Genomic DNA, 23,146 nt, shown 5'->3' with positions numbered 1-23,146 from the left:
GCTATGTCTTTAGACGTAGGGATCGGTGCCTCGTTAACGGCGCGCTTGGCGGCAGCTTCCTGAGGCCGTCCTATTCCGGACTATCCCAGCCTTGCCCGAGCCTTCGCCGTCCAGGCGTTGAACAGCCGGTCTGCGACGATGCCGATGAAGGCGATGGCTAGGCCGGCGACGATGCCGCGACCGGAATCGGCCTTGGACAGGGCGATGAACACCTCCTGGCCGAGATCGCGCGTGCCGACCATGGCGCAGATGATGATCATCGCCAGCGCCATCAGGATGGTCTGGTTGACGCCGAGCATGATCTCGGGCAACGCCAGCGGCAGCTGCACGCGAAAGAAGGTCTGGCGCCTGGTGCAGCCCGAAACCTTCGCCGCCTCGATCAGCGCCGGCGGCACCTGCCGGATCCCGTGATTGGTGTAGCGGATCGCCGGCACCACGGCGAACGCGACGGTGGCGATCATCGCGGTGACGTCGCCGACCCTGAACAGCATCACCACCGGAATGATGAAGCAGAACGACGGCAGCACCTGCAGCGTGTCGATGACCGGAGTGACGGTCTTTTCGAAGCGGTCGCTGCGCGATGCCATCAGCCCGATCGGGATGCCGATCAGGCAGGCGATAAAGGCCGAGATGCCGCACAAATAGACCGTCGCCATGGTCTTTTCCCAAAGTCCGGTGACGGCGCAGAACGCTGTCAAAGCCGCGACCAGGGCGGCGAGGCGCAAGCCGCCGAGCTGGTAGCCGGCAAGGCCGAGGAGACACACCGCGCCCAGCCACGGAAAACCCTCGCAGAAGGCGCGCACCGGGTTCAGCACGTTGAGGATAAGCGCCACGCGGAACGCTTCGATCGTGTCGAAGAAGTTGATGGTGATCCAGTTCACCGCCGCCTTCCACAAAGGCGCGGTGGTGAAGGTGATCGCTTTCGGCACCGCGGCGAACGCCGGCACGAACAGGCCGAGCAGCGTGGCGACGGCGAGGATGGCAACAGCCAGCGCCAGATTGGGATAGCGCCGCCAGAAACTGGTGCTGGCCTGGTGGCGGACATTGCCCTTGGCGTGATTGTGCGCGATCGCCTGGCTCAGCCGGTCGAGTGCAATTGCCAGTGCGACGATGGCTAGGCCAGCTTCCATCGCCTCGCCGACCTTGAGCGCGCGCAACGCCAAAAGCACGTCATAGCCGAGCCCACCGGCACCGATCATCGAGGCGATGATCACCATATTGAGCGCCAGCATGATGACTTGGTTGACGCCAACCATCAATGTCGGCCGCGCCGACGGCAACAGCACCCGCCACAGTTTCTGCCGTGCCGTGCAGCCGGCCATCTCGCTGAAATCGTCGATCTCTGACGGCACCCGCGACAGGCCGAGCATCGTCGCCCGCACCATTGGCGGCGTCGCGAAAATTGCCGTCGCGATCATTGCCGAGACCGGGCTGTTGCCGAACAGAAGCAGCATCGGGATCAGATAGGCGAAGGTCGGGATCGTCTGCATCAGATCGAGGGCAGGGGAGATCAATAACCTCTCCGCCCAAGGCTTGCGCCATGCCCAGATGCCGGCGAACAGCCCGGTGACAATGCAAAACGGCACGGCGATCGAGATCAAGCCCAGCGTCAGCATGGCGCTGGTCCACTGCCCGAACAGCGCGATGTAGAGAAAACAGCCGCCGGCCAGCGCACCCAGCTTCCAGCCGCCGGCGGCGCGTCCGGCAAGGTAGGCGGCAGCGCAGACGCCGACCCAGGACAGGCGCGGCAAGACGATCATATCCGCGCCATGGCCGATCTTGAAATTCTTGGCCAGAAGACCGAGCGCGAAATCGAGCGGCACGCCGAGCACCGCGGTGATCGAGCGGGTCAGCCAGGAGAAGTTCGACTTCACCCAGTTCATCAGCGCACCGACCCAGTCTGCGACAGGAACGATCGCGCCGGCCGGGTAATTGACCGCCCAGGGCAGGCTTTCCTGCAGCAGGAAGACAATAAGCACGGCGGCGAGCGCGCAGGCCCAGATCGCCAGCCAGGTCTGAACCGGCCGGGGCCTCGCTGCGCTGGCGCTTGCCGTGACCGTCATGCGCCGGCCCCACGACGTTCTATGCCGGCGAGAAGATCGATCACCGCCTGCGGCGTGACTAAGCCGATCGGCTTGCCGGTGCCGTTGACCACCGCGAAAGGCTTACCGGCAGAGACGATATCAGCCGAAAAACTTGATATCTTGGCATCCGGCACGACCGTGCCGCCGTACTCGGCTCCGTCGCAGGCGCGCATCAGGCTGCGCGCCGATATCACCTTGGCGCGATCGACATCGCGGGTGAATTCGGCGACATAGTCGGTCGCCGGATTGACCACCAGTTCTTCCGGCGTGCCGATCTGGATAACCTCGCCGTCCTTCATGATGGCGATCCGGTCGGCCAGCCGGATGGCCTCGTCGAAATCATGGGTGATGAAGACGATGGTCTTGTGCAGCATGGTCTGCAGCCGCATCAGCTCGTCCTGCATCTCACGGCGGATCAGCGGATCGAGGGCCGAGAACGGCTCGTCGAGGAACCAGATTTCCGGCTTTGTGGCGAGGCTGCGGGCGATGCCGACACGCTGCTGCTGTCCGCCGGAAAGCTCGCGCGGATAGAAATGCTCGCGGCCGCGCAAGCCAACCAGCTCGATGACTTCACGGGCCCGCTTCTCGCGCGTCGGCCGGTCCTGCCCCTGGATGCCCAAGGGAAAGGCGATGTTCTCCAGTACGTTGAGATGCGGCAGCAAGGCAAAATTCTGGAACACCATGCCCATGCGATGGCGTCGCAGCTCGATCAGCGCGGCATCGGAAATCTTGAGCAGGTCCTTGCCTTCAAACTCGACCTTGCCGTGGGTCGGCTCGATCAGCCGTGACATGCAGCGCACCAGCGTCGACTTGCCTGACCCCGAAAGTCCCATGATGATGAAGATCTCGCCCTGGCGGATTTCGAGATCGACGGCGCGCACCGCGCCAACCAGTCCGGCAGCGGCGATGTCCGCCAGGCTGGCCTTGCCGTCGCGCCGGCGGATGAAATCGGCCGCGTCCGCCCCGAACAGCTTCCAGACATTGCGACAGCCAAGCTTTATCGGGCGGGCATCCTTGCCCGTTGCTTTCACCGCCTGTTCAATCGTATCGCTCATGCAATCGTCCTTCTGGAATAGGGGATCGAGACCCGGCCCTGACTGGCCGGGTCGTCGCGTTTCCAGTCAGACGGTCACTCGGCCCAGGCTTTCCAGTCGGCTTCGTGGGCGGCGATCCAGGCGGCGGCGACGTCTTCCGGCGTCTTGCCTTCGAGATCGATCTCGCCGCTCATCTTGTTGAGCTCGTCGGTATCGACCGTGTAGTTTTTCGCGACCTTGTAGGCGACCGGCCATTTGTCCTTCATGCCGGCCCAGGAATATTTCCAGATCTCGCCATGCGGCTTGCCGCAGTCATATTTCGCGTCGGGGTTCACACCCCATTTCGGGTCAGTGTAGCACTCTGTCGTATAGTCGGGGAATTCGACCCATTCGCCCTTGTATTTGGCTGGCGCCCAATGCGGCGAATAGATCCACAGCATGATCGGCGCCTTGCGCTGATAGGCCGAGTCCAGTTCGGCGAACATCGCCGCGTCGGTGCCGGCATGGATGACGGTGAAGGGCAGTTTCAGCGCCTCGACGCGTTCGTCGTCAAAACCTTCCCATGTCACGGGTCCGCCAAGATAACGCCCCTTCGGCGCGGTTTCGGCCGTCGAGAAGGCCTCGGCGCATTTCGGGTCTTTCAGCGCTTCCCAGTTCGGCAGGCCGGGGCATTTCTCTTTCATATATTCGGGAAACCACCATTCTTCCTTGGCCTTGGGTCCGAGCTTGCCGAGGCGTTCGGTCTGGCCCGTCGCGTCCGAGGCCTTCATCGCCTCGCCGGCCGTCGTGTCCCAGAATTCCAGGCCGACATCGATGTCGCCATTGGTCAGGCCGGTGGTCAGGCTGGAGAGATAGTCCGCGGTCGGATACTCGACGGTATAGCCGAGCTTTTCGAGGATGCCGCCGAGTATCTTGGCGTTCAGATTGACGCTGGTCCAATCGAACAGCGCGATCTTGATCGGGTCGTTGGATTCCGGCGCCGCCGCATAGGCCGAAGACGTCAGCGCGCTCGCTGCGGCAAGTGTTAAGGCTCCCATTGAGAAATTCGAAATCATGCTCCGAAGTGACATGCTTGTTCTCCTGTCAAGCTCTGGTGGAAATTATCGTTAGTTCCCTTCTTGCGTCTTTTTTTGATTGTGTTGGAAAAGCTGGTCGTTGCGCAAGGCCGTAGGCGCCACAATGCTGCCGAAGCGGATGCCGGCGCAAAACGGGGGTGGTGCCCAAATTGGTGAAGATGTGGCGGGACCGGCCGCGTCATGACTGCCGAAGGATTGCTGCCAAAGCAGTCATCCACGGATCGATCGCCGGTCTTGAGGGGCAAACCATCAAAGTCCCATGATCTCGGCTGTTGGCTCCGCAACTCGCCCAGAGCCACTTTCATGAGATGAAATTATATATACCAACGGTCATGTCGCGCAACGAATAACGCCGGTGCCAATTTCACAGCCCGTCTTTTTACATGGATCCGCAGATCGGTTCGAAAAAAGCCAAGGTTGCCGATCATCCCGTATGCGAGCCGCAAGATAGGGTACCGATACAATGCAGCAGACCTCTTCCTTGAACAGACTGCGCATCGCCGTGCTCTTTGGCGGACGTTCCGCCGAGCATGACGTTTCGGTGCTTTCAGCAACCAATGTCATGCGTGCGCTGCTGCCCGCCAAATACGATGCCGTCCCAATCTTCGTCACGCGCGAAGGACAGTGGCTGCTGAGCAGCTTCCAGGATGGTACGCTCGCAAAGCCTGCGGGCGGTTTGGAAGTTTGCCTGGTTCCGGGCGGGCACGGACGGATGATGGCGATCCCGGCCGACGGCACGCCCTATGACCTGCCGAAGATCGACATCCTGTTTCCCGTACTGCACGGCTCTCATGGCGAAGACGGCTCGGTACAGGGGGTGGCCGAGGTGGCTCGGGTGCCGCTCGCCGGCTGCGGCATCCTGGGTTCGGCAACCGCGCTGGACAAGGACATCGCCAAACGGCTCCTGGAAGCGGCGGGGCTGCCAATCGCGCGCTCAGTGACGATCCATGAAGGTGCGGCGCCCGCCCTCGCCACACTGGAAGGCGAGCTCGGCCTGCCGTTCTTCATCAAACCGGCGCGTCAGGGATCGTCTGTCGGCGTCGGAAAAGTCCATGCCAGCCAGGAATTCGATGGAGCGCTTGCTGAAGCCTTCCGGCACGATTGCAAGCTGTTGGCTGAGGAATTCATTCGTGGGCGCGAGATCGAATATAGCGTGTTGGAGGACCCGGCAGGCGACCTGTTCGTCTCGCGGCCAGGCGAGATCGTGCCGGCCGAAAGCCACGATTTCTATAGCTACGATGCCAAATACATCGACGAGAACGGCGCGGCGCTAAGAGTGCCGGCCGATCTGCCGCCGGAGGTCGAGGCAGGCATGCGGGACGTGGCCGCAAGGGCTTTCAGAGCCGTCGGCTGTGACGGGATGGCCCGCATCGACTTCTTTCTGACGCCGGACATGCAGTTCCTGGTCAATGAAATCAACACCATCCCCGGCTTCACCGACATCAGCATGTATTCCAAGGCAATGGCGGCAAGCGGCGTCAGCTATTCCGAAATCATCGACCGGCTCGTGGAACATGGATTGGCTCGGGCGGGCCGAGCAGCCTGAACGCAGCGAAGCGGCATTCATATCCGGTCGATGGTACGTCGGCCCGCGCCGCTCACGACATGATCAGGCCGCCATCGACATTGATGGTCTGGCCGGTGATGTAGGCCGCATCGTCGCTGGCGAGAAAGCTGACCAGGCCGGAGACATCCTCGCCGCTGCCGGCGCGGCCCATCGGGATGTTCTTCACCCATTCGGCCATCAACTCGCCGGGCTTGTACTCGCCCATCAACTTGCCCCATGCGGCGTCGTTATAGGCCCACATATCGGTGTCGATGATCCCGGGGCAGATCGCGTTGACGGTGATCTTCTCCTTCGCCACTTCCTTGGCCAGGCTCTGGGTGACGCCGACGACGCCGAATTTCGACGCCGCATAATGCGGCGTGTAGATAAAGCCCTGCCGCGCCTGGCCGGATGCGGTGTTGATCAGCCGGCCGCCATCGCCATGCTTGCGGATGCGCGCGATCGCCTCCTGGCAGCACAGGAACACGCCCTTGGTGTTGACCGCCATCACCTTGTCCCATTCGGCCTCGGTCATCGCCTCGATCCTGGCGATGGTGATGACACCGGCATTCTGCACGGAGATATCGACGCGGCCGAACTCCTGCTCGGCCAGGTCATAGAGGGCGACGACTTCGTCTTTCTTCGTCACATCCATGCGCAGCGATGCGACCCTGGCGCCCGCAGCCTTGAGATCGGCGGCGACCTCTTCGACGCGCGCGTCGATGGCGCTGACGACGACCGCGGCACCTTCCGCCGCGAAGCGCCTGGCCATTGCCGCGCCGATGCCGCCGCTGGCGCCGGTGATGACCGCCGTTTTTCCCTGGAATCGCTTCTGCATCTTTTCTCCTACCAGCAGACGAAGCCGCCATCGACGATCAGGTCGATGCCGGTGACGAAACTCGAGGCGCGGCTGGCCAGGAACACGGTCGGGCCGACCATCTCTTCCGGCGCCGCCATGCGGCCCATCGGCGTGTCGCGCTCAAAGATCCTGACCTGGTCGGCGACCTCCGGCCGCTTGTTCATCGGCGTCAGCGTGTAGCCGGGGCTGACGACATTGACGCGCAGGTCGCGATCGGCCCATTCCATGGCGAGGCTCTTCGACATGTGGATCACCGCGGCCTTCGACGAATTGTAATGCGCCTGGGTCAGACCGCGATTGACGATCGAGCCCGACATCGACGCGATGTTGATGATCGAGCCCTTGCGTCGCGTCAGCATGGCGCGGGCCTCGGCCTGGCAGGACAGGAACACGCCGCTGACGTTGACGTCATAGAGCTTCTGCCATTTCTCCAGCGACAGCGTCTCTGCCGGCTCAGCTCCGGCGACGCCGGCATTGTTGACGGCGATGGTCAACGCGCCGAGTTCCATCTCCGTACACTCGATCGCGGCCGCGAGATCGGCGTCTGAAGTCACCGTGCCGGTCAGCACCAGCGCCTTGCGGCCGAGTGCCGTGATCCGGTGCGCGGTCTCCTCCAGCCCGCCTTTCGAGGCATGGCCGAAGCAGGCTATGTCGGCGCCGGCCTCGGCCAGCCCAATGGCGATTGCCTGCCCGATGCCGCTGCCGGCGCCTGTCACAAGTGCCACGTCACCATGAAGGTCGAATAATTTCATCGTCGGTCCCTCTGCTCCAACCGCCGTCCTCCGGAAATAAAGGGGCGCCAACTCTGTTGCTGGCGCCCCGCGCGGTCTGGTGCCCGGGAGGATACCACCTGCTGCGCTTTGTTTCGATGGGCGTCCTAGCTCGTGGCTAGTTCCATCACGGCGATATTGCTTGCTTCGCTGCGGTCGAGAATGCCGCGTTGCCGGCCGCGGCTCAGCACCAGCACGCGATGTGACAGGCCGAGCACTTCCTCGAGGTCGGAGCTCACCACCACCACCGCCATGCCGGAGCGGGCAAGGTCGGCGATGACATCATAGATCGCGGCGCGTGCACCGACGTCGATGCCGCGCGTCGGCTCGTCCAGGATGAACACCTTGGGCGGGCGCGACACCCATTTGGCGATGATCACCTTCTGCTGGTTGCCGCCTGAAAGCTTGCTGACCGCCTGGTTCGGCCGGCCCTTGACGCCAAGCCGGCGAATGCCGGCCTCGGCGAATTTCTGCACCGCCTTCGGAAACACCCAGCCATTCGGCGCGACATGGTCGAAATTGCCGATCGCCAGGTTCTCGCCGATCGTCTGGTCGAGCACCACGCCCTGCGCCTTGCGGTCTTCCGGTACCAGGACGACGCCGGCCTTGATCGCCGCCGCCGGGCCATTGAGATGCACCGGCTTGCCGGCGACGCGCACCGATCCCGATGAGATCGGATCGGCACCGGCGATCGCCCGCACCAGCTCCGTGCGTCCGGCGCCGATCAGCCCGGCAATGCCGAGGATTTCGCCGGCCCGCACTGAAAAGCTGACATTTTGAAAGCTGCGTTCCGGCGAGGACAGGTTCTCGACCTCGAGCAGCGTGTCGTTGCCCGGCGCCGATATCGTAGGGAACATCCGCTCGACACTGCGGCCGACCATTTGCTCGACGACGGTGCGCACCGGAATGTCGGCGCGCTCGTGCCGGGCGACGATGCGCCCGTCGCGCATCACCACCACGCGATCAGCGATCTGGGCGATCTCGTCCAGCCGGTGGCTGATATAGATGAAGGACATGCCTTCCGCCTTGAGCTTGCGGATCTGCTGGAACAGGAGCTCCGTTTCCTCGCCGCCAAGGGCGGCCGTCGGTTCGTCGAAGATCAGCAGCTCGGCATTGAGCGTCAGCGCCTTGGCGATCTCGACCTGCTGCTGGGCGGCGATACGCAGCGTGCGCACCTTGCGCTCGGGCGAGACATCGAGGCCGAGGCGCTTCAACTGGGCCGATGCCCGTGCGTTCATTGCCGCGCGGTCGATGCGGCCGCCACGCATCGGCAGGCGGCCGACATAGACATTTTCGGCGACCGACAGATCGGGCAAGAGCTTCAGCTCCTGGTGGATCATGCCGATGCCGGCGTCGATCGCCGCGGCAGGATTGGCGGGGGAATAAGGGTTCCCCCGCCAGGAGATGGTGCCAGCATCGGGTTTGGTCGAGCCGGCGATGATGTTCGAGACGGTGGACTTGCCGGCGCCGTTTTCGCCAAGCAGCGCCACGACCTCGCCCGGCCGCACCTCGAAGCTCGCATCGGCCAGGACCTGCACCGGCCCGTAGCTTTTGCAGAGGCCGCTGACGACGAGCCCGTTATTGGCGCTGTGCGTGTGGCGAGGATCGGTGGACATCGTTGCGCTCGTCGACTGCCGGACTGGTCTCAATCAGGGATGCTTGGCGATGAACTGCTCGACATTGTCCTTGGTGGTCAGCGTCGCATCCTGCAGTTGTTCGGCGGGAATGGTCTCGCCGGCCACCAGCTTGATTGCTGCGTCGACGGCGAGCCGGCCCATGCCCTGGGTTTGCTGCGTCGCGGTCACGTCGAAGACGCCGTCCTTCAGTGCCTTGAGCGCCGCCACATCGCCGTCGAAGCCGGCAACCCAGACCTTATGGCCGGGATTGGCGACCTTGACCGCCTGCGCCGCACCGAGCGCCAGCGCATCGGCCTGGCCGATGACGATCGACACGTCGGGGTGCGACTGCAACAGATCCTGCGTCAGCTTGAAACCTTCGTCCTGGTGCCAGCCTTCGCTCCACAATTCTCCGACAACCTTGATGTCGGGATAGCCTTTCAGCGCTTCGCCGCAGCCCTTCGAGCGGTCGACTTCGGGCGTCGTGCCCTTCTGGCCGTGGATGATGATCAGCTCGCCCTTGCCGCCGGCCTGCTTGGCGATGTAGTCGCAAACCGCCTTGGCCGATGCCACGCTGTTGGTTGCGATGAAGGTATCGCCGGGCGCGCCATCGGCGTTGCGGTCGACATTGACGACCGGGATGCCGGCAGCCTTGGCGGTCTTGGTCGGCACGGTGGCGGCGGTGGCGCCGGCCGGAATATAGATCAGCGCATCGATGTTCTGCGTGATCAGGTCCTGCACCTGGCTGACCTGAGTCGCCGAATCGCCCTTGGCGTCGACGGTAACGACCTCGATGCCCTTTTCCTTGCCGTAGGCTTCGACGGACTGCTTGATCTGGTTGAAGAAGTCGGCCTGCAGATTGGCGACGGCGAGCCCGAGCTTTTTGGCCTCCTTGGCCGAGGCCATGTCGGACAGGCCAAGCAGCGGGATGACGGCCGCGGCGGCAAGCAGCAATGAACGTTTGGTCAGCATGTTTATTCCTCCGTTGATGTTCAATCTGTCCTGCCCGCGCATCGCGGCGCCCCTTGGCCGAACAACTCCCAGTTTCGGATCACCGATCCGTTTTCGCCCGAATATCGGGGCGAATCTCATTGAGCCCAATTCTTCATTGTGCCCCATTCTTCATTGTGCTCGGCGCCGCCACGTGTCGGTGGCCACCGCCAGCGCGATCACCACGCCGATAACCACTTGCTGGATGAAGGGCGAGACACCGAGCAGGTTCAGCCCGTTGCGCAGCACGCCGATGATGAGGACGCCGATGGCTGTGCCGCCGATCGAACCGACGCCGCCCGACAGGCTGGCGCCGCCGATCACCACCGCCGCGATGGTGTCGAGTTCGTAGCCAAGGCCGGAGCTCGGCTGGACGGAATCGAGCCGGGCGGCAAGCACGATGCCGGCGAGACCGGCCAGCACGGCGCAGATCGCATAGACCCAGTTTGTCAGCGACTTGACCGGTATGCCGGACAGCCGGGCGACTTCGGCGCTGCCGCCGATTGCGTACAGGCTGCGGCCGGTAGCGCGATAATTCAGGAAGATCGCGAAAATGACGGCAAGCACGATCATCAGCCCGACGGTGACCGAGAGGAATCCGAAATGGCGGATTATCGACAGGCTGGTGAACCAGTCGGGAAAGCCGACGATCTGCGAGCCGTCGGTGATCATGTTGGCGAGGCCGCGCGCCACCGACATCATCGCCAACGTGGCGATGAAGGGCGGTAGCCTGGTGACCGTCACCAGCAGGCCCGAAACCAGGCCGCAAAGACCGGCGACGACGAGGGCCGCGGCGATGCCGGCGGGCAGGCCGAGATTGAGATAGTCCGGATGGGCGACGAAGCCCATCACCATGGAAGCCAGCGCCAGCACCGAGCCGACGGACAGGTCGATGCCGCCGATCAGGATGACCAGCGTCATGCCGATCGCCATGATGCCGAGCACGGTGACCTGGTCGAGCACGTTGAGGATGTTGCGGATGGTCAGGAACGTGTCGGTAGTCAGCGAGAGCGCCAGGCACAGCAGAGCCAGCCCGATCAGCGGACCCATGGTTCCGGCAAAGACAGCCGAAAACCTTGCGCCCGCCGTAGCCTGCGCGCCAGAGCCTGCCTTCAACTCGCCTGCCTTCAAATTGCTTGCGTCGTTGCTCACAGCCACTTTGTCTCCTCCACAGCAATCCGGCGCTGCATCACCGGGCCACTTTGCTCACCAGGCCCCTCCCTGTGAACAATTTATCTTTAACATGCAATTTTGTTCAGCTAAACTGTTCGTCGGAAAATTGTCAAGGCCTGCCGCTTCATTCGACGACGGGTTTGCGCTGTCCGCCGGTTTGCCTTACGCAAGGTCTCCGAAATCTTGGGCATTTCGAAGTCGCCGGATTGGAATATCATGAGCAGAGCCGGCGGCTGCGGCAAGGCAAACAGATGACGATCGTTGAGAACGAAAAAGCCTCGCGCTTCCCCGACGCCGAACTCAAGGCCCGCGCCGCCTGGCACTATTACGTCGAGGGTCTTACACAGGAGCGGATTTCCGAAATTCTCGGCGTCGGCCGCATCAAAGTGCATCGCATTCTCTCCGCCGCCCGCGAAGAGGGTGTCGTCCAGTTTCGCATCCGCGACAGCGTCGTCGAATGCGTGATTTTGGAGGAAAGCCTCAAGCAGCGGTTCGGGCTCAGCCAGGCTGTTGTCGTGCCGTCGGCGGCCGACCGAAGCAACGCGCCGCTGATGATCGGCCACGCCGCCGCCGCCTACCTGGCCGACCATGTGAATGCCGGCGATGTCATCGCACTGGGCTGGGGGCGGACACTGAAATTTGCCATCAATGAATTGCCGCGGCGGCCCATCGCCAGGACGACGGTGGTTTCGATGCTTGGCGGCCTCACCCATGCCCAGCCGCTTAACCCGACAGAAAGCGCCTGGGATTTCGCCGAAAAGATCGGTGCGGAGTGCTTCCTGCTGCCGGTGCCGGTCTATGCCGACAGGCCGGAGCAGCGCGACGCTTTCATGAGCCAGCGCAGCGTTCAGGACGTCGTCTTCCGTGCACGCCGGGCAAACATCGCCGTGCTCAGCGTCGGCTCGTTTTCCAACGACAGCCCGATCGCCAATTACGGCTTCATCAAGCCAAGCGAACTCGAGGAATTGCAGGCGGCCGGTGCCGTCGGCGATATTCTGTGTCATTTCATCGACGCCGAGGGCCGCCCGGTCGACCACGAGGTCAACCGCCGCGTCTGCGCCTATCCGCTGCAGGATCTGTCGGATATCCCGAGCATCATCCTGGTGTCGGGAGGCAGCGAGAAGGTAGCGGTAATGCGGGCTGCGCTCGCCAACACCAAGGTATCGGTTCTGATCACCGACGAAGACGCGGCCAAGGGCCTGCTCAACCGCTAGATTTCGCCGAGAGCGCTGAGGCGGGTGTGGATGTCGCGCGTCGCCTGATAAAGGTCGCGGTAGATTTCCTTGCGGCTGCGATAGGCGGCGACAAGCCCGTCGACCGGATCGACATGCCTGGTGGGAGCGGCAGCCATTGCCTGCGCGGCGGCTTCCGGCGAGGCAAACCAGCCGACAGCCGCTGCCGCCAGCATGGCAGCGCCGAGTGCGGCGGCTTCGTTGACCGGCGAAACCGAGAGCGGCCGCTCGAGCACGCTTGCCATGATCTGCATGAGCAGCGCGCAATTGGTGCCGCCGCCGGCGGCAATCATCGCGGCCGGTCCGCCGGCCTGGGCTTCCATGGCCTCGGTGGCGACGGCCTGCTCGAAGGCGATGCCTTCCAGGACAGCGCGGAAGAGATGCTCCGGCCGGTGATCCAGCGACAGGCCGACAATGGCGCCGCGCGCCGCACCGTCCCAATACGGGCTCATGACGCCGGCCCAATAGGGCATGATGAGCAGGCCCTCGCTGCCCGCGGCAACATCCAGCGCCACTTTCTCCAGCGCTGCCGCCGAGGGCGAACCGGTGGTTCGCACGATCCAGTCGACCAGCTGCATGCCCGAGCGCAGCACGGTCTCCAGCATGAAACCGGAGCCGGTCGGCGAAACCAGCGTGCGAAACGCGTCCGAGGTTTTCACCTTGCCGGAATAGCAGCCGCTGACCACGCCGGAGCCGAGCGAGAGATAGCTCTTGCCCTCCCCGTAGACGCCCATGCCGAGGCCCATCGCCTGGCCGTCCCCAGCGCCGGCAACGACCGGCGTGCCGGCCCTCAGGCCGGTCAGCTGCGCTATGCTTGCGGAAAGACTGCCGCAGACCACGCCTGGCGCGACCAGCTCGGGCAATTGCTCCGTCTGCAGTCCGGCGGCCGCAACGAGGCGGGGATGCCAGGTACCTTTCTCGACGTCGAGCAGCCCGAGCGGATCCGCACTTGCGGTGCTGGTGACCAATCGCCCGGTCAGCCGCTGGACGAAGAAACCGTGCACGTCGACCAGTGCCGCTGCCTGGCGAAGCACTTGCGGCTGGTGCTCGGCAAGCCAGGCAATGGCGTAGAGCGCCGGCGTCGGGTCCGGCGGCTTGCCGCTCCAGTCGCGGATCGCCTCGCGGCCGAGTTCGGCCGAAAGCCTGATAACTTGCGGCCGGGCGCGTTCGTCCAGCCACAGGATTGCCGGCATGAGTGCTTTGCCGGCGCTGTTCACCAGCGTGAAGGTCTCTCGCTGGTGAGCGATGCAAACCGCCGCCACCCGCGCTGCGCCGACCGCCTCGGTGACCTGCTTCAATGCGCCAAGCAGCGCCGTCCACCACTGTTCGGCCTCCTGCTCGAAATGGCCGGGCTTCGGATTTGAAAGCGGATAGGTCTCGCGCGCCTGGAACAGCTCCTCGCCGGCGCGGGTGAAGGCAATCGCCTTCACGGCCGTGGTCGAGGCGTCGATCCCGATTACGACATCGTCCATCAGGCGGAGATCCGGCGGGGTCAGGCTGCGTTTGTAACGAACCGTCCGTCCGACTGGTCGAGACGGCGGCGGATCTGGGTTATCACCATCGAATCGTCGGGTACACAATTTTCATAGGTCAGGAAGTCGCCGGTCTTGAGCGGCTTGACCACCTTGGCGCGTTCGGCAAGGCCGAGCGGCAGGGCGCCGCGGGCGCGCGCATCCCCCCAGGTCATGGCGAAGCCGCGATAGTCATTCTCGCCGATCATGCCGAGAGATTGGCCCACACCAAGATCGCTCTTGGCGACCGCCACCGCCTCGGCGACCGGATGGTCGAGCGGCTCCATGTCCGCACGCTTGTAGACCACCGCACGCGCCGCCGACAGCGGCACTTCCAGGCTGGTCAGATGATAGGGCCGGAAGATCGTGAAATAGGGCCCCTTGCCGACCTTGAGGTCGATCATGCGCTCCAGCACACGCGGATGCCGGGTCTCGATGATGCAGAACACGCCGGGCGCCACACCCTTGCCGATCGAGTAATCGACCACGCCCTTGCGATGCAGCACGCCGCCATCCTCGCGCGGGCAAAGCACGCTGGCCAGTTCCTCCAGCGTCGCGGTCGGGCCGTGCATGCCCGGCACGTCGGGCACCAGCCCGGTCGCATTGGCGATCGCCACCATCTCGATCGCCGTCTTCGAGCCGTCGACGAATTCGACCAGCATGCGCGCATTCATGTTGCGCTCGGCCGCCTCCTTCTCGTAGTCGGCCGGCATGGCGTCGATCTTCAGCGGATTGTTCTTGCCCTTGCCGGCGGCGATGATGTTGAAGCCGAGGCTCTTGGCAAAGCCGATGATCTCCAGCGTGCAGGCGGGCTCGTCGCCGGCCGCACCGGTATATACGACGCCAGCCTTACGCGCTTCGTCCTTGAGGAAACGGCCAATGGTGATGTCGGCCTCGACATTGAGCATGACGATGTGCTTGCCGTTCTTCATCACTTCCAGCGCGAACAGCGTGCCGATATTGGGATTGCCCGTCGCGTCGATGATGACGTCGATCCGGCCGGCCGCCGCCAGTGCATGCAAATCTTCGGTCACCGCGATCTTGCCGGCCTCGATGGCGCGGTCGATCGCGGCCGCATTGCCGGCCTGGACGATGTCCGAATGGTCATGGCCAGCGAGCAGCGCCGCGTCGATCGCTGCCTGCGGCCTGACTTCGGAAATAGCGCCGATCCGCATGCCCGGCATCAGCGCGACCTGGACGACGATGTCGGTGCCCATCTGTCCGGCGCCGGCAAGCCCGATGGTGATCGGCCCCTGCTGTTCAGCGCGCTGCAGAAGTTCCGCTGCAAATTGCGGATGGGACATGTCGTTTCCTCCAGTTCCTGACGCGCCGCAGCGTCCGAATCAGCATTTTGAACATTTCTATTTGCAAATGAAAAATATTTCAACCGGCAATTGGGCATTGTCGCTCTGCAATCGGCCGAAGACGATTGGATGAGCGGTCAATCCACACGGCCGTGCCTCCGCAGTCAGAAGGACGCGGCATATTCAGCTTGATTGGGTGCAGCCTTATTGCAGCTCAGCTGCCGATTTCGAAGAAGGGCGCACCAAGCAGGCCGGGAACGACATCGATGCCGAGGCCCGGCCCGTCCGGAATGCCCATGCGGCTGCCCGAAACCGGCGGCATGTTGGATGCGGTGCGCACCGTCACCCATTCGTGGAAGGCAATGGCGTGCAGCCGGCGCTCCTCCGGCGTCGACAGCGACAGATGCGCCATGGCCGATGTGTCGATCTCGGCGCCGCCAGTGTCCTCGACCGTGATCATGAAGCCGAGGTCGACGGCAAGGTCGCGGATCTGGCGCGTTTTGGTGACGCCACCGAGGCGTGAGATCTTCAGCGTCAGCCCGTCGGCCGCGCCCTTGCGATGGATATCGAGCATATCATCAAGCGAGGCGACGGATTCATCGAGCACCATCGGCTTGTCGAGCGAGCGGCGCACCGACAGGCATTCGTCGATCGTCGTGCAGGGCTGCTCGAACGTGTAGTCGATGGTGCGCGTCGCATCCACGAACTGGCGCGCCTGGTAAGACGTCCAACCGGCATTGGCGTCGCAGAAGATGACGGTGCCCTTCGGCACCGCGGCGGCAATGGCCGTGACGCGTTCGATGTCGTCATGGACGTTGCCGCCGACCTTGACTTGCAGCCGATGAAAGCCGTCCTTGACGATGCGCTTGGCGAGTGCGGCCATCGCGTCGACCGTGCCGTGGGTGACGACTTTGTAGAGTTCGGCCGTCTTGCTTTCGCGCCCGCCAAGCAGGGTGACCAGCGGCACGTCGGCGGCGCGCGCCGCGAGATCCGAGCACGCCATGTCGAGCGTCGACTTGACGTAGGGATGGCCCTTGAACACCGTGTCCATCAGCCTGTTGATACTGGCAAGCCCGCGTGGGTCATGGCCAATGAGATGCGGCGCGATCTCGACGACACCGGCGCGAGTACCCGCAGCGAAGGCAGGCGAATAGAAATTGCCAAGCGGCGCCATCTCGCCCCAGCCGGTTAGCCCGCTATCGGCGGTGACGGCGACGATCACCGCGTCGAACGCATCGGCGACACGCCCCTTCGACATGCGGTAGGGCCCGTCGACGAAGGGCTGCACGACATGGTAGGCCTTGATGGTTTTGATCTGCACGTTTTCTGTCCGTTGTCTCTGTTCCGGGATGTCCGTCAAATTTGTCGGGCTCAGCCGCCTCTAGGTCGGCCGGCACGATCGGCACCGGCGCCCTTTGAGCCGCGCTGTTCCAGCCCGCGCGCATAGGCGAGCAGTTCTTCGAAATCCAGGTCGATATGCTCCTTGGCGTGGCGCTGTGCGGCGCGCATGTCGCTGCCCTTGAGCAGCCGTACATAGGTCTCGTGAGCATCTTCGGCAGGCACCGGCTCGTTGCGCGCCCGCTGGTGCAACGCGAAATACATCTGCAGCCGGCTGGTCAGCCGTTGCCACGTTTCAAGCAGCACCGAATTGTCGGCCCATTCGTGGATCAGGCCATGCAGTTGCAGCGCTGTTTCGATCTGCCGCGTCGTGTCCAGTTCGCGCGTCGCCTGCTTCACCGCCGCATGACGCCGGTCGAGTTCGTCGAAGAAGCGCTGGTCGCGAAGCGGCCAGGTCCGCGCGATGGCGAACTCGTCGAGCACCTTGTTGAGCGAATAGGCGTCGTCGATGTCCTTGGCGGTGACGTCGATGACAAAGGTTCCGGCGTAGGGAATGCTGGTCAGGATGCCTTCCTGCACCAGCTCGCGCATCGCCTCGCGCAGCGGCGCGCGGCTCACCCGCATCTGCTCGGAAATCCTGAGTTCGTTGAGCTTCTGTCCAGGTTCCAGCTGGCCGGTCAGGATCGCCCGCCGGAGCAGCCCTACGATCTCGGCCCTGCGTGTCGTATCCGCGATCGGACTGAAATCCAGCTTTGCCATTCGGCTGCTCCAGGGAACCGAAATCAAGACAAGCAGATTGTCGACAATCTAACAAGAGGCGGGTTGTGGATTTCTTGACTTCCGCTTGGCCGGCTGGCTTGCGGCGCCGGCAAGGCCGTCAGGCCGCACGGCCGCAAAAACCGACCCGTCTTTCATCGCTGAACATCACACCGGCTTCTCGAAGCCGGCGTATGTAGCGCTTTCCCCAAGGAATTGCGTAGAACGAAACATAGCAAAACGGCGCCCTTGGCGTGGGAGCCGAGGGCGCCGCGGAACCGGACCTGATGGGGGTTATCAGGTGGCCGGTTTCTCGGGCAGCGGCGAGACCGGCATTCCCGGGCCGATCTTCTGCAGATTGCCGGTAATCACCCGGTCGCCTTCGGCCACACCGCTCAAGATGGCGACCTGATCGCCATTGGTCGGTCCGAGCGAAACGATACGCTGGTCGACCGTGTTGTCCTTGCCAACGACATAGAGGTATTTGCCGAGCTGGCCTGAGCCGAGTGCCGTCTGCGGTACCATCAGCGCATTGGGCTGCTCTTTGACGTGCAGCCGGACGCGGACATATTGGCCGGGCAGCAGCGTGAACTTGCCGTTGCCGATCGTCGCCCGTGCCGTGATGGTGCCGGTCGAGCGATCGATCGTGTTGTCTATGAAGGTAAGATCGCCCTTCTGGCGCGGTTCCGTTTCACCGGGAAGCAGGACGTCGACGCTGATCGGTCCCGCGGCCCGGGCTTCCTCGATCTGTGTCAGGTCCGTTTCGCTCGGATTGAAGGTGACGTAGATCGGATCGAGCTGCACCAGCGAATTGAGCACGGTGCCGGCAACGCTGACCAGCGTTCCAACGGAAGCCTGGCTGCGTCCGATGCGTCCCGCGAACGGGGCACGGATTTCGGTATAGCTCAAATTGAGCTCGGCGGTCCGCAAGGCGGCCTGGTTCACGGCGAGCGAGGCCTGAGCCTCACGCAAGGTGCTGGTGCGCTGGTCGAACACGTCCTTGGCGAGATAGCCGCTCTTGGCGAGTTCGCTGCCGCGCCCGAGATTGGAGCGCGCATAGTCGAGCGTCGCCGTGTCGCGCTGGATAAGCGCCTTCGCCTGCTCGAGGGCAGCCTGAAAATCCTCCGGCGCGATCTTGTAGAGAAGGTCGCCCTTCGCCACGTCGCTGCCGTCGGTGGCGACCTGCTCCTGCAGATAACCCGGCACGCGCGCCTGCAGCGTGATGCTGCGGATCGGCTCCACCCGGGCGGCGTAGTCGAGATAGATCGGGATCGTCTTCTTGACGACGCTCACCACCGGCACCGGCATGACAAAGGCTTCCGGCTTGGGTGTCGCCGCCCCGGCTGTGCCCGCGTTGAGGCTGAGGCTGCCCATGTCGAGCAGGTGAACGCTCGCCACCGAAATCGCCCCAAGGGCGACGGCCGTTCCCAGCGCGATTTTCCATTTACGCATGATCAATTCTCCAGTCCTATTCGGCGGCTTCGGCCAATGGCTCGAAGGCGGGTTCGGCAGTTGGTTGTTCGGTCGCTTCGGAAACCGGTTCGCTCTCGCTGCGGCGCTCGCGCAGCTGCTCGATCACCGCATAGAAGACCGGCACGAACACCAGCGACAGGATCGTCGCCGCGACCATGCCGCCAAAGACGGTGGTGCCGATCGACTGCCGGCTTGCGGCACCTGCACCTGTAGCGAACATCAGCGGCAGCACGCCGAGGATGAAGGCGAAGGCGGTCATCAGGATCGGTCGCAGCCGAAGCCGCGCCGCTTCCATCGCGGCGTCGACGATGCTGAGGCCTTCTTCGCGCCGGCGCCGGGCAAACTCGACGATCAGAATCGCGTTCTTGGCCGCCAGTCCGATCAGCATGACGAACCCGATCTGCGAATAGACGTCGATCTGCATGCCGCGCAGCCACAGCACGACGAACGCACCGAACAATGCGAGCGGCACCGCCAGCAGCACCATGAACGGCATCGCCCAGCTCTCATATTGCGCGGCGAGGATCAGGAAGACGAAGACGATCGCGAGACCAAAGACAACGGATGCGATCGATCCCGCCTTGAGCTCCTGATAGGTGATGCCGGTCCATTCGTAGCCGAAGTCTCTCGGCAACGCCGTGGCAGCGGCACGTTCCATTGCCGCCACCGCCTGGCCGGACGAAAAGCCGGGCGCGGCGCCGCCATTGATCAGGGCCGACGCATTGTTGTTGTAATGCGGCACGGTCTCGGGGCCGACGATCGGCACAAGCTTGCCCAGCGTGCTCAGCGGCACCATCCCACCCGACGCATTGCGGACATAGAGCCGCGATATGTCGGCCGGACCGGCGCGAGAATCCTTGTCGGCCTGGATCGTTACCCGGAAGGTGCGGCCGAACAGGTTGAAATCGTTCACATAGAGCGAGCCGAGATAGATCTGCAGCGTATTGAACACGTCCGGCAGGTTGAGCCCGAGCAGCTTCGCCTTGGCGCGATCGAGATCGTAGTTGAACTGCGGCGTCGAGGTCGAGAACGACGAGAACAATTGCTGTGGGTTGAGCTCGGGCTGCTTGCGCGCCTCGGCAATCACCGCTTGCGTCGCATCGTTGAGCGCCACGCTGCCGCGGCCGGTCAGGTCCTCGACCTGGAACTCGAAGCCACCAGTGGTGCCGATGCCCGGGATCGACGGCGGATCGAAGCTCAGCGCAAAAGCCTCCGGAATTTGCAGCAGCTTGTTGCGCACGTCGGCGACGAGCTTAGAGGCGCTCTGGTCGGGGCCGCGTTCGTCCCATGGCTTCAGGATCGCGAATTCGACCGCCGAGTTCGACTGCGCGGCGCTGGTCAGGAAGTTCAAGCCGCTGATCGAGCCGACGATGTCGACGCCGGGCGTGTTCTGCAGGATGTCGCGTGCCTTTTGCGCCACCGCGTCGGTGCGTTCCAGCGAGGCCCCGTCGGGGAGCTGGATGACGACGAAGAAATAGCCCTGGTCCTCGACCGGAAGGAAGGTCGAGGGCAGGCGCTGCCAGACGAAATAGGTCGCGACAAGTCCGGCCGCGAACACGCCAAGCATGATCCAGCGCAGGCGGATGAGAATGCGCACACCATTCGCATAGGCATGCGCCAGCCGTTCGAAGCCCATGTTGAACCAGCGGAACAGCACGAACTGCGTTTCCGGCCGGTGGCGCAGGAAGGCGGCGCTGAGCGACGGGGTAAGCGTCAGCGAGACGAAGGCCGAGATGCCGAAGGAGATCGCCACCGTCAGGGCGAACTGGTTGTAGAGCCGGCCGGACACGCCGGGAATGAAGGCAACCGGCACGAACACAGCCATCAGCACGGCGGTCGTGGCGATGATCGGGCCAGTGACCTCGGCCATCGCCGTGCGCGTGGCAGCCAGAGGTTTGAGACCGGCCTCAAGTTGGCGTTCAACATTCTCGACGACGACGATGGCGTCGTCGACGACGAGGCCGATCGCCAGCACCATGCCGAGCAGGCTGAGCATGTTCAGCGAGAAGCCAAGCATATGCATGACGGCCAGCGTCGCCACCAGCGACACCGGAATTGCGATCGTCGGGATGATCGTGGTGCGCCAGCTTTGCAGGAAGATAAACACCACGGCGACGACCAGGACCAGCGCTTCGCCGAGCGTGATCAGCACGTCGTGCATCGAGGCCGAAACGAAACGTGTCGTATCGTAATGCATGGCGTAGCTGACGCCCTTCGGGAAACGGGCCGACAGCTCCTGCATCTTGTCCTTGACGCGCTGCTGCAGATCGAGCGCGTTGGAGCCCGGCATCTGGTAGACCGCGAGCACCACCGTCGGGTCCTTGCCGAAGAAGGCCGACGACGAATATTGCAGCGCACCGAGTTCGATGCGCGCAACGTCGCGCAGCCTGACCAGCGAGCCGTTGGCGGTATTGGCCCGCACGACGATGTCGCCGAACTCCTTGGGATCGCTCAGCCTGCCGACGGCGTTGACCTGCATCTCGAAGGCAGTGCCGGCCGGAGCCGGTGATTGCCCGATCTTGCCGGCCGCCACCTGGACGTTCTGCTCGGCGACGGCGTTCTGCACGTCGACGGCAGTAATGCCGAGATTGGCGAGCTTGTCGGGGTCGAGCCAGATGCGCATCGAATAGCGCCGCTCGCCGAAGATCTGCACGTCGCCGACGCCGGGCAGGCGCTTCAGCGGATCGACCACCTGCAGATAGGCGAGGTTGCTCAGCGCGACCGGGTTGACGGAACCGTCCGGCGAGGTGAGGTCGACGATCAGGACGAAGTTCGGGTTCTGCTTCTTGATCGTCACGCCGCCCTGGTTGACGATGGCCGGCAACGAGGAAGCCGCCTGCGAAACGCGGTTCTGGACGTCGACGGCCGCCGTGCTCAGATCGTAGCCGACGTCGAAGGTGATGGTGATCGTCGACGAGCCGTCATTGGAGCTCGACGACGACATATAGGTCATCCCCTGGACGCCGTTGATCTGCTGTTCGAGCGGCGTCGTCACCGTGTCGGCGACGACCTGCGCGCTGGCGCCCGGGTAATGGGCGCTGACCACGACCTGGGGCGGCGTGATGTCGGGAAACTGCGAGACGGGAAGGAGGAAATAACAGATCGCTCCGGCGAGCACCATGATGATGGCGATCGCCGACGCAAAGATCGGACGATGAATGAAGAAGTTTACCATGATATGCACGCCTCGCCCGATGCTCTGGCCCGGCCAAACGCCCTGGCTACCCTGGAAAGCCGCCGGCTGCGTGTTGAGCCGGAATCTTCGAGAAAGCCGAAATCTTCAAGGCGGCGCGGCGCATTGCGGCGCTCGGCCTGTTCGTCCGCCAGCGCACGCAGCATCGCCTCGAAGGACCGCGGGTCGACGCGGTCGGCCTTCATCAGCATGCGGATCATCGGATCCCTCACGACTTCATCGATCGTCAGATCATTGCGCTGCGACATCGAAGCGGCTCCTGGTTTTTGGCGATCCGCGGCAAGCCCCGGATCGGGTGTTTTCTTGCTCGCCGGCCGAGGCCGTAAGGTGCGGTTCGTCCCCTTGCCGATCGGGGCGGGGCTGGTGGCCGGCACTTGCGAGTTTGACATGATGTAATGCGGGTGTTACAGGTAAGTAACATCTCTAACGTTACAGACCGGTAACACCCTAGTCAAGAGGTGCACCGAGGGAATTTCGGGAAACGCAATCACGGAGGTTTTGATGACAGACGGTGTTGTGGAGCGTGTTCGCCCCCGGGACAGGATCCTGGAGACGGCACGGGACATGTTTCACAAGCATGGCATTCGCGGCGTCGGCATCGACGCCATCACCGAGGCCGCCGGCACCAACAAGATGACGCTCTACCGGCATTTCGAGTCCAAGGACGACCTGATCATCGAATGTCTGCGGGCGACCGCTTGCAGCGCCAACGCGATGTGGGAAAAGTTCGAGGCCGAGAATCCGGGCGACAAGCTGGCGCAGCTGCATGCCTGGGTCCGGATGGCGGCCGATTGCCTGATGTCGGATCGTCGCGGTTGCGACATGGCCAACGCCGCCATCGAGCTGAGCGAGGCCGATCATCCGGCAAGGCAAGTGATCAAGGAACTCAAGGAAGCGCAGCGCGAGCGGCTGGTCTCGCTGTGTCGCGATGCCGGCATCGGCCAGGCCGAGCTTCTTGCGGACACGCTGTCGCTGTTGCTCGAGGGCGCCCGCGTCAGCCTGCAAAGCGTTGGCGCCGAGGGTCCGAGCGCGCAGTTCGTCCGCATGGCGGAAGGCCTGATCACGTCTTTCAGGGCCAGATAGCGGCGAAACGACACGTGGCGTTTCGATTGCGGGCCGCGCCGCCGGGTGATGTCTCGTCCCATCGCGATGTGCCATCTCGCGTCTCCTGTGCCGATCCTCCGCACCATG

Annotated in this window: 18 protein-coding genes; 3 read left to right on the top strand and 15 right to left on the bottom strand. The window is 63.6% G+C overall.

Annotated features, from left to right (window positions below):
* Nucleotides 1–80 precede the first annotated feature (80 nt).
* The 3 genes from NKH30_RS01475 to NKH30_RS01465 form a co-directional block, all read right to left on the bottom strand.
* A complete protein-coding gene (locus tag NKH30_RS01475; protein ID WP_352473410.1) occupies nucleotides 81–2,063 on the bottom strand; it encodes an ABC transporter permease in 1,983 nt (660 codons plus the stop codon).
* Entirely contained in the window at nucleotides 2,060–3,139 is a 1,080-nt protein-coding gene (locus NKH30_RS01470; RefSeq protein WP_352993894.1) for a quaternary amine ABC transporter ATP-binding protein, read from the bottom strand. The genes NKH30_RS01475 and NKH30_RS01470 overlap by 4 nt, the downstream gene beginning before the upstream one ends.
* A 74-nt stretch (nucleotides 3,140–3,213) precedes the next feature.
* On the bottom strand, nucleotides 3,214–4,188 hold the full coding sequence (locus NKH30_RS01465; protein ID WP_352918014.1) for an ABC transporter substrate-binding protein: 975 nt from the start codon (nucleotides 4,186–4,188) through the stop codon (nucleotides 3,214–3,216).
* Nucleotides 4,189–4,657: 469 nt separating this feature from the next.
* On the opposite strand from NKH30_RS01465, the gene NKH30_RS01460 reads away from it, so the two are divergent.
* Complete coding sequence (locus NKH30_RS01460) at nucleotides 4,658–5,740, top strand: D-alanine--D-alanine ligase family protein (RefSeq protein ID WP_352918013.1); 1,083 nt, start codon at nucleotides 4,658–4,660, stop codon at nucleotides 5,738–5,740.
* A gap of 52 nt (nucleotides 5,741–5,792) precedes the next feature.
* Here the strand turns inward: NKH30_RS01460 and NKH30_RS01455 are convergent, their stop codons facing one another.
* From NKH30_RS01455 to NKH30_RS01435, 5 genes are all read right to left on the bottom strand, one after another.
* Entirely contained in the window at nucleotides 5,793–6,578 is a 786-nt protein-coding gene (locus NKH30_RS01455; RefSeq protein WP_352918011.1) for a glucose 1-dehydrogenase, read from the bottom strand.
* A gap of 8 nt (nucleotides 6,579–6,586) precedes the next feature.
* Nucleotides 6,587–7,351, bottom strand: a complete 765-nt coding sequence (locus NKH30_RS01450) for an SDR family oxidoreductase (protein ID WP_352918009.1) — start codon at nucleotides 7,349–7,351, stop codon at nucleotides 6,587–6,589.
* Nucleotides 7,352–7,476: 125 nt separating this feature from the next.
* Nucleotides 7,477–8,985, bottom strand: coding sequence for a sugar ABC transporter ATP-binding protein (locus NKH30_RS01445; protein ID WP_352473403.1), 1,509 nt, complete (start codon nucleotides 8,983–8,985; stop codon nucleotides 7,477–7,479).
* 33 nt (nucleotides 8,986–9,018) lie between these two features.
* Nucleotides 9,019–9,957 carry a sugar ABC transporter substrate-binding protein gene (locus NKH30_RS01440; RefSeq protein ID WP_023674026.1) on the bottom strand — a complete coding sequence of 313 codons (939 nt, stop codon included), beginning with the start codon at nucleotides 9,955–9,957 and terminating at the stop codon, nucleotides 9,019–9,021.
* Between the two features lie 150 nt (nucleotides 9,958–10,107).
* Nucleotides 10,108–11,091 carry an ABC transporter permease gene (locus NKH30_RS01435; RefSeq protein ID WP_502893735.1) on the bottom strand — a complete coding sequence of 328 codons (984 nt, stop codon included), beginning with the start codon at nucleotides 11,089–11,091 and terminating at the stop codon, nucleotides 10,108–10,110.
* A 308-nt stretch (nucleotides 11,092–11,399) separates the two neighbouring features.
* Here NKH30_RS01435 and NKH30_RS01430 point away from each other — a divergent pair, with 308 nt between their 5' ends.
* Nucleotides 11,400–12,362, top strand: coding sequence for a sugar-binding transcriptional regulator (locus tag NKH30_RS01430; RefSeq protein WP_352918007.1), 963 nt, complete (start codon nucleotides 11,400–11,402; stop codon nucleotides 12,360–12,362).
* Here the strand turns inward: NKH30_RS01430 and NKH30_RS01425 are convergent.
* The 7 genes from NKH30_RS01425 to NKH30_RS01395 all read right to left on the bottom strand — a co-directional run bounded on the left by NKH30_RS01425 (nucleotide 12,359) and on the right by NKH30_RS01395 (nucleotide 22,203).
* Complete coding sequence (locus tag NKH30_RS01425; protein ID WP_352918005.1) at nucleotides 12,359–13,852, bottom strand: xylulokinase; 1,494 nt, start codon at nucleotides 13,850–13,852, stop codon at nucleotides 12,359–12,361. The genes NKH30_RS01430 and NKH30_RS01425 overlap by 4 nt on opposite strands.
* Before the next feature lie 20 nt (nucleotides 13,853–13,872).
* On the bottom strand, nucleotides 13,873–15,195 hold the full coding sequence (locus tag NKH30_RS01420) for an NAD(P)H-dependent oxidoreductase (protein ID WP_352473396.1): 1,323 nt from the start codon (nucleotides 15,193–15,195) through the stop codon (nucleotides 13,873–13,875).
* A gap of 214 nt (nucleotides 15,196–15,409) precedes the next feature.
* Nucleotides 15,410–16,516 (bottom strand): mandelate racemase/muconate lactonizing enzyme family protein, encoded by a 1,107-nt coding sequence (locus NKH30_RS01415; protein WP_352473395.1) that lies wholly within the window; start codon nucleotides 16,514–16,516, stop codon nucleotides 15,410–15,412.
* Nucleotides 16,517–16,566: 50 nt separating this feature from the next.
* Nucleotides 16,567–17,292, bottom strand: a complete 726-nt coding sequence (locus NKH30_RS01410) for a GntR family transcriptional regulator (RefSeq protein WP_352473393.1) — start codon at nucleotides 17,290–17,292, stop codon at nucleotides 16,567–16,569.
* Nucleotides 17,293–17,586: 294 nt separating this feature from the next.
* A complete protein-coding gene (locus NKH30_RS01405) occupies nucleotides 17,587–18,741 on the bottom strand; it encodes an efflux RND transporter periplasmic adaptor subunit (protein ID WP_352993889.1) in 1,155 nt (384 codons plus the stop codon).
* Nucleotides 18,742–18,757: 16 nt separating this feature from the next.
* The gene (locus NKH30_RS01400) at nucleotides 18,758–21,937 is read right to left on the bottom strand and encodes an efflux RND transporter permease subunit (RefSeq protein ID WP_352473392.1); all 3,180 of its coding nucleotides are present in this window, start codon (nucleotides 21,935–21,937) and stop codon (nucleotides 18,758–18,760) included.
* Complete coding sequence (locus tag NKH30_RS01395; RefSeq protein WP_031211028.1) at nucleotides 21,931–22,203, bottom strand: hypothetical protein; 273 nt, start codon at nucleotides 22,201–22,203, stop codon at nucleotides 21,931–21,933. The genes NKH30_RS01400 and NKH30_RS01395 overlap by 7 nt, the downstream gene beginning before the upstream one ends.
* Nucleotides 22,204–22,456: 253 nt before the next feature.
* Between NKH30_RS01395 and NKH30_RS01390 the strand changes: the two genes are divergently transcribed.
* Nucleotides 22,457–23,038 (top strand): TetR/AcrR family transcriptional regulator, encoded by a 582-nt coding sequence (locus NKH30_RS01390; RefSeq protein ID WP_031211029.1) that lies wholly within the window; start codon nucleotides 22,457–22,459, stop codon nucleotides 23,036–23,038.
* The last annotated feature ends 108 nt before the right edge of the window (nucleotides 23,039–23,146 follow it).

It is taken from the genome of Mesorhizobium sp. M1273 (assembly GCF_040318195.1).
Taxonomy (GTDB): Bacteria; Pseudomonadota; Alphaproteobacteria; order Rhizobiales; family Rhizobiaceae; genus Mesorhizobium.
This window is presented reverse-complemented; position numbering and strand designations above follow the sequence as displayed.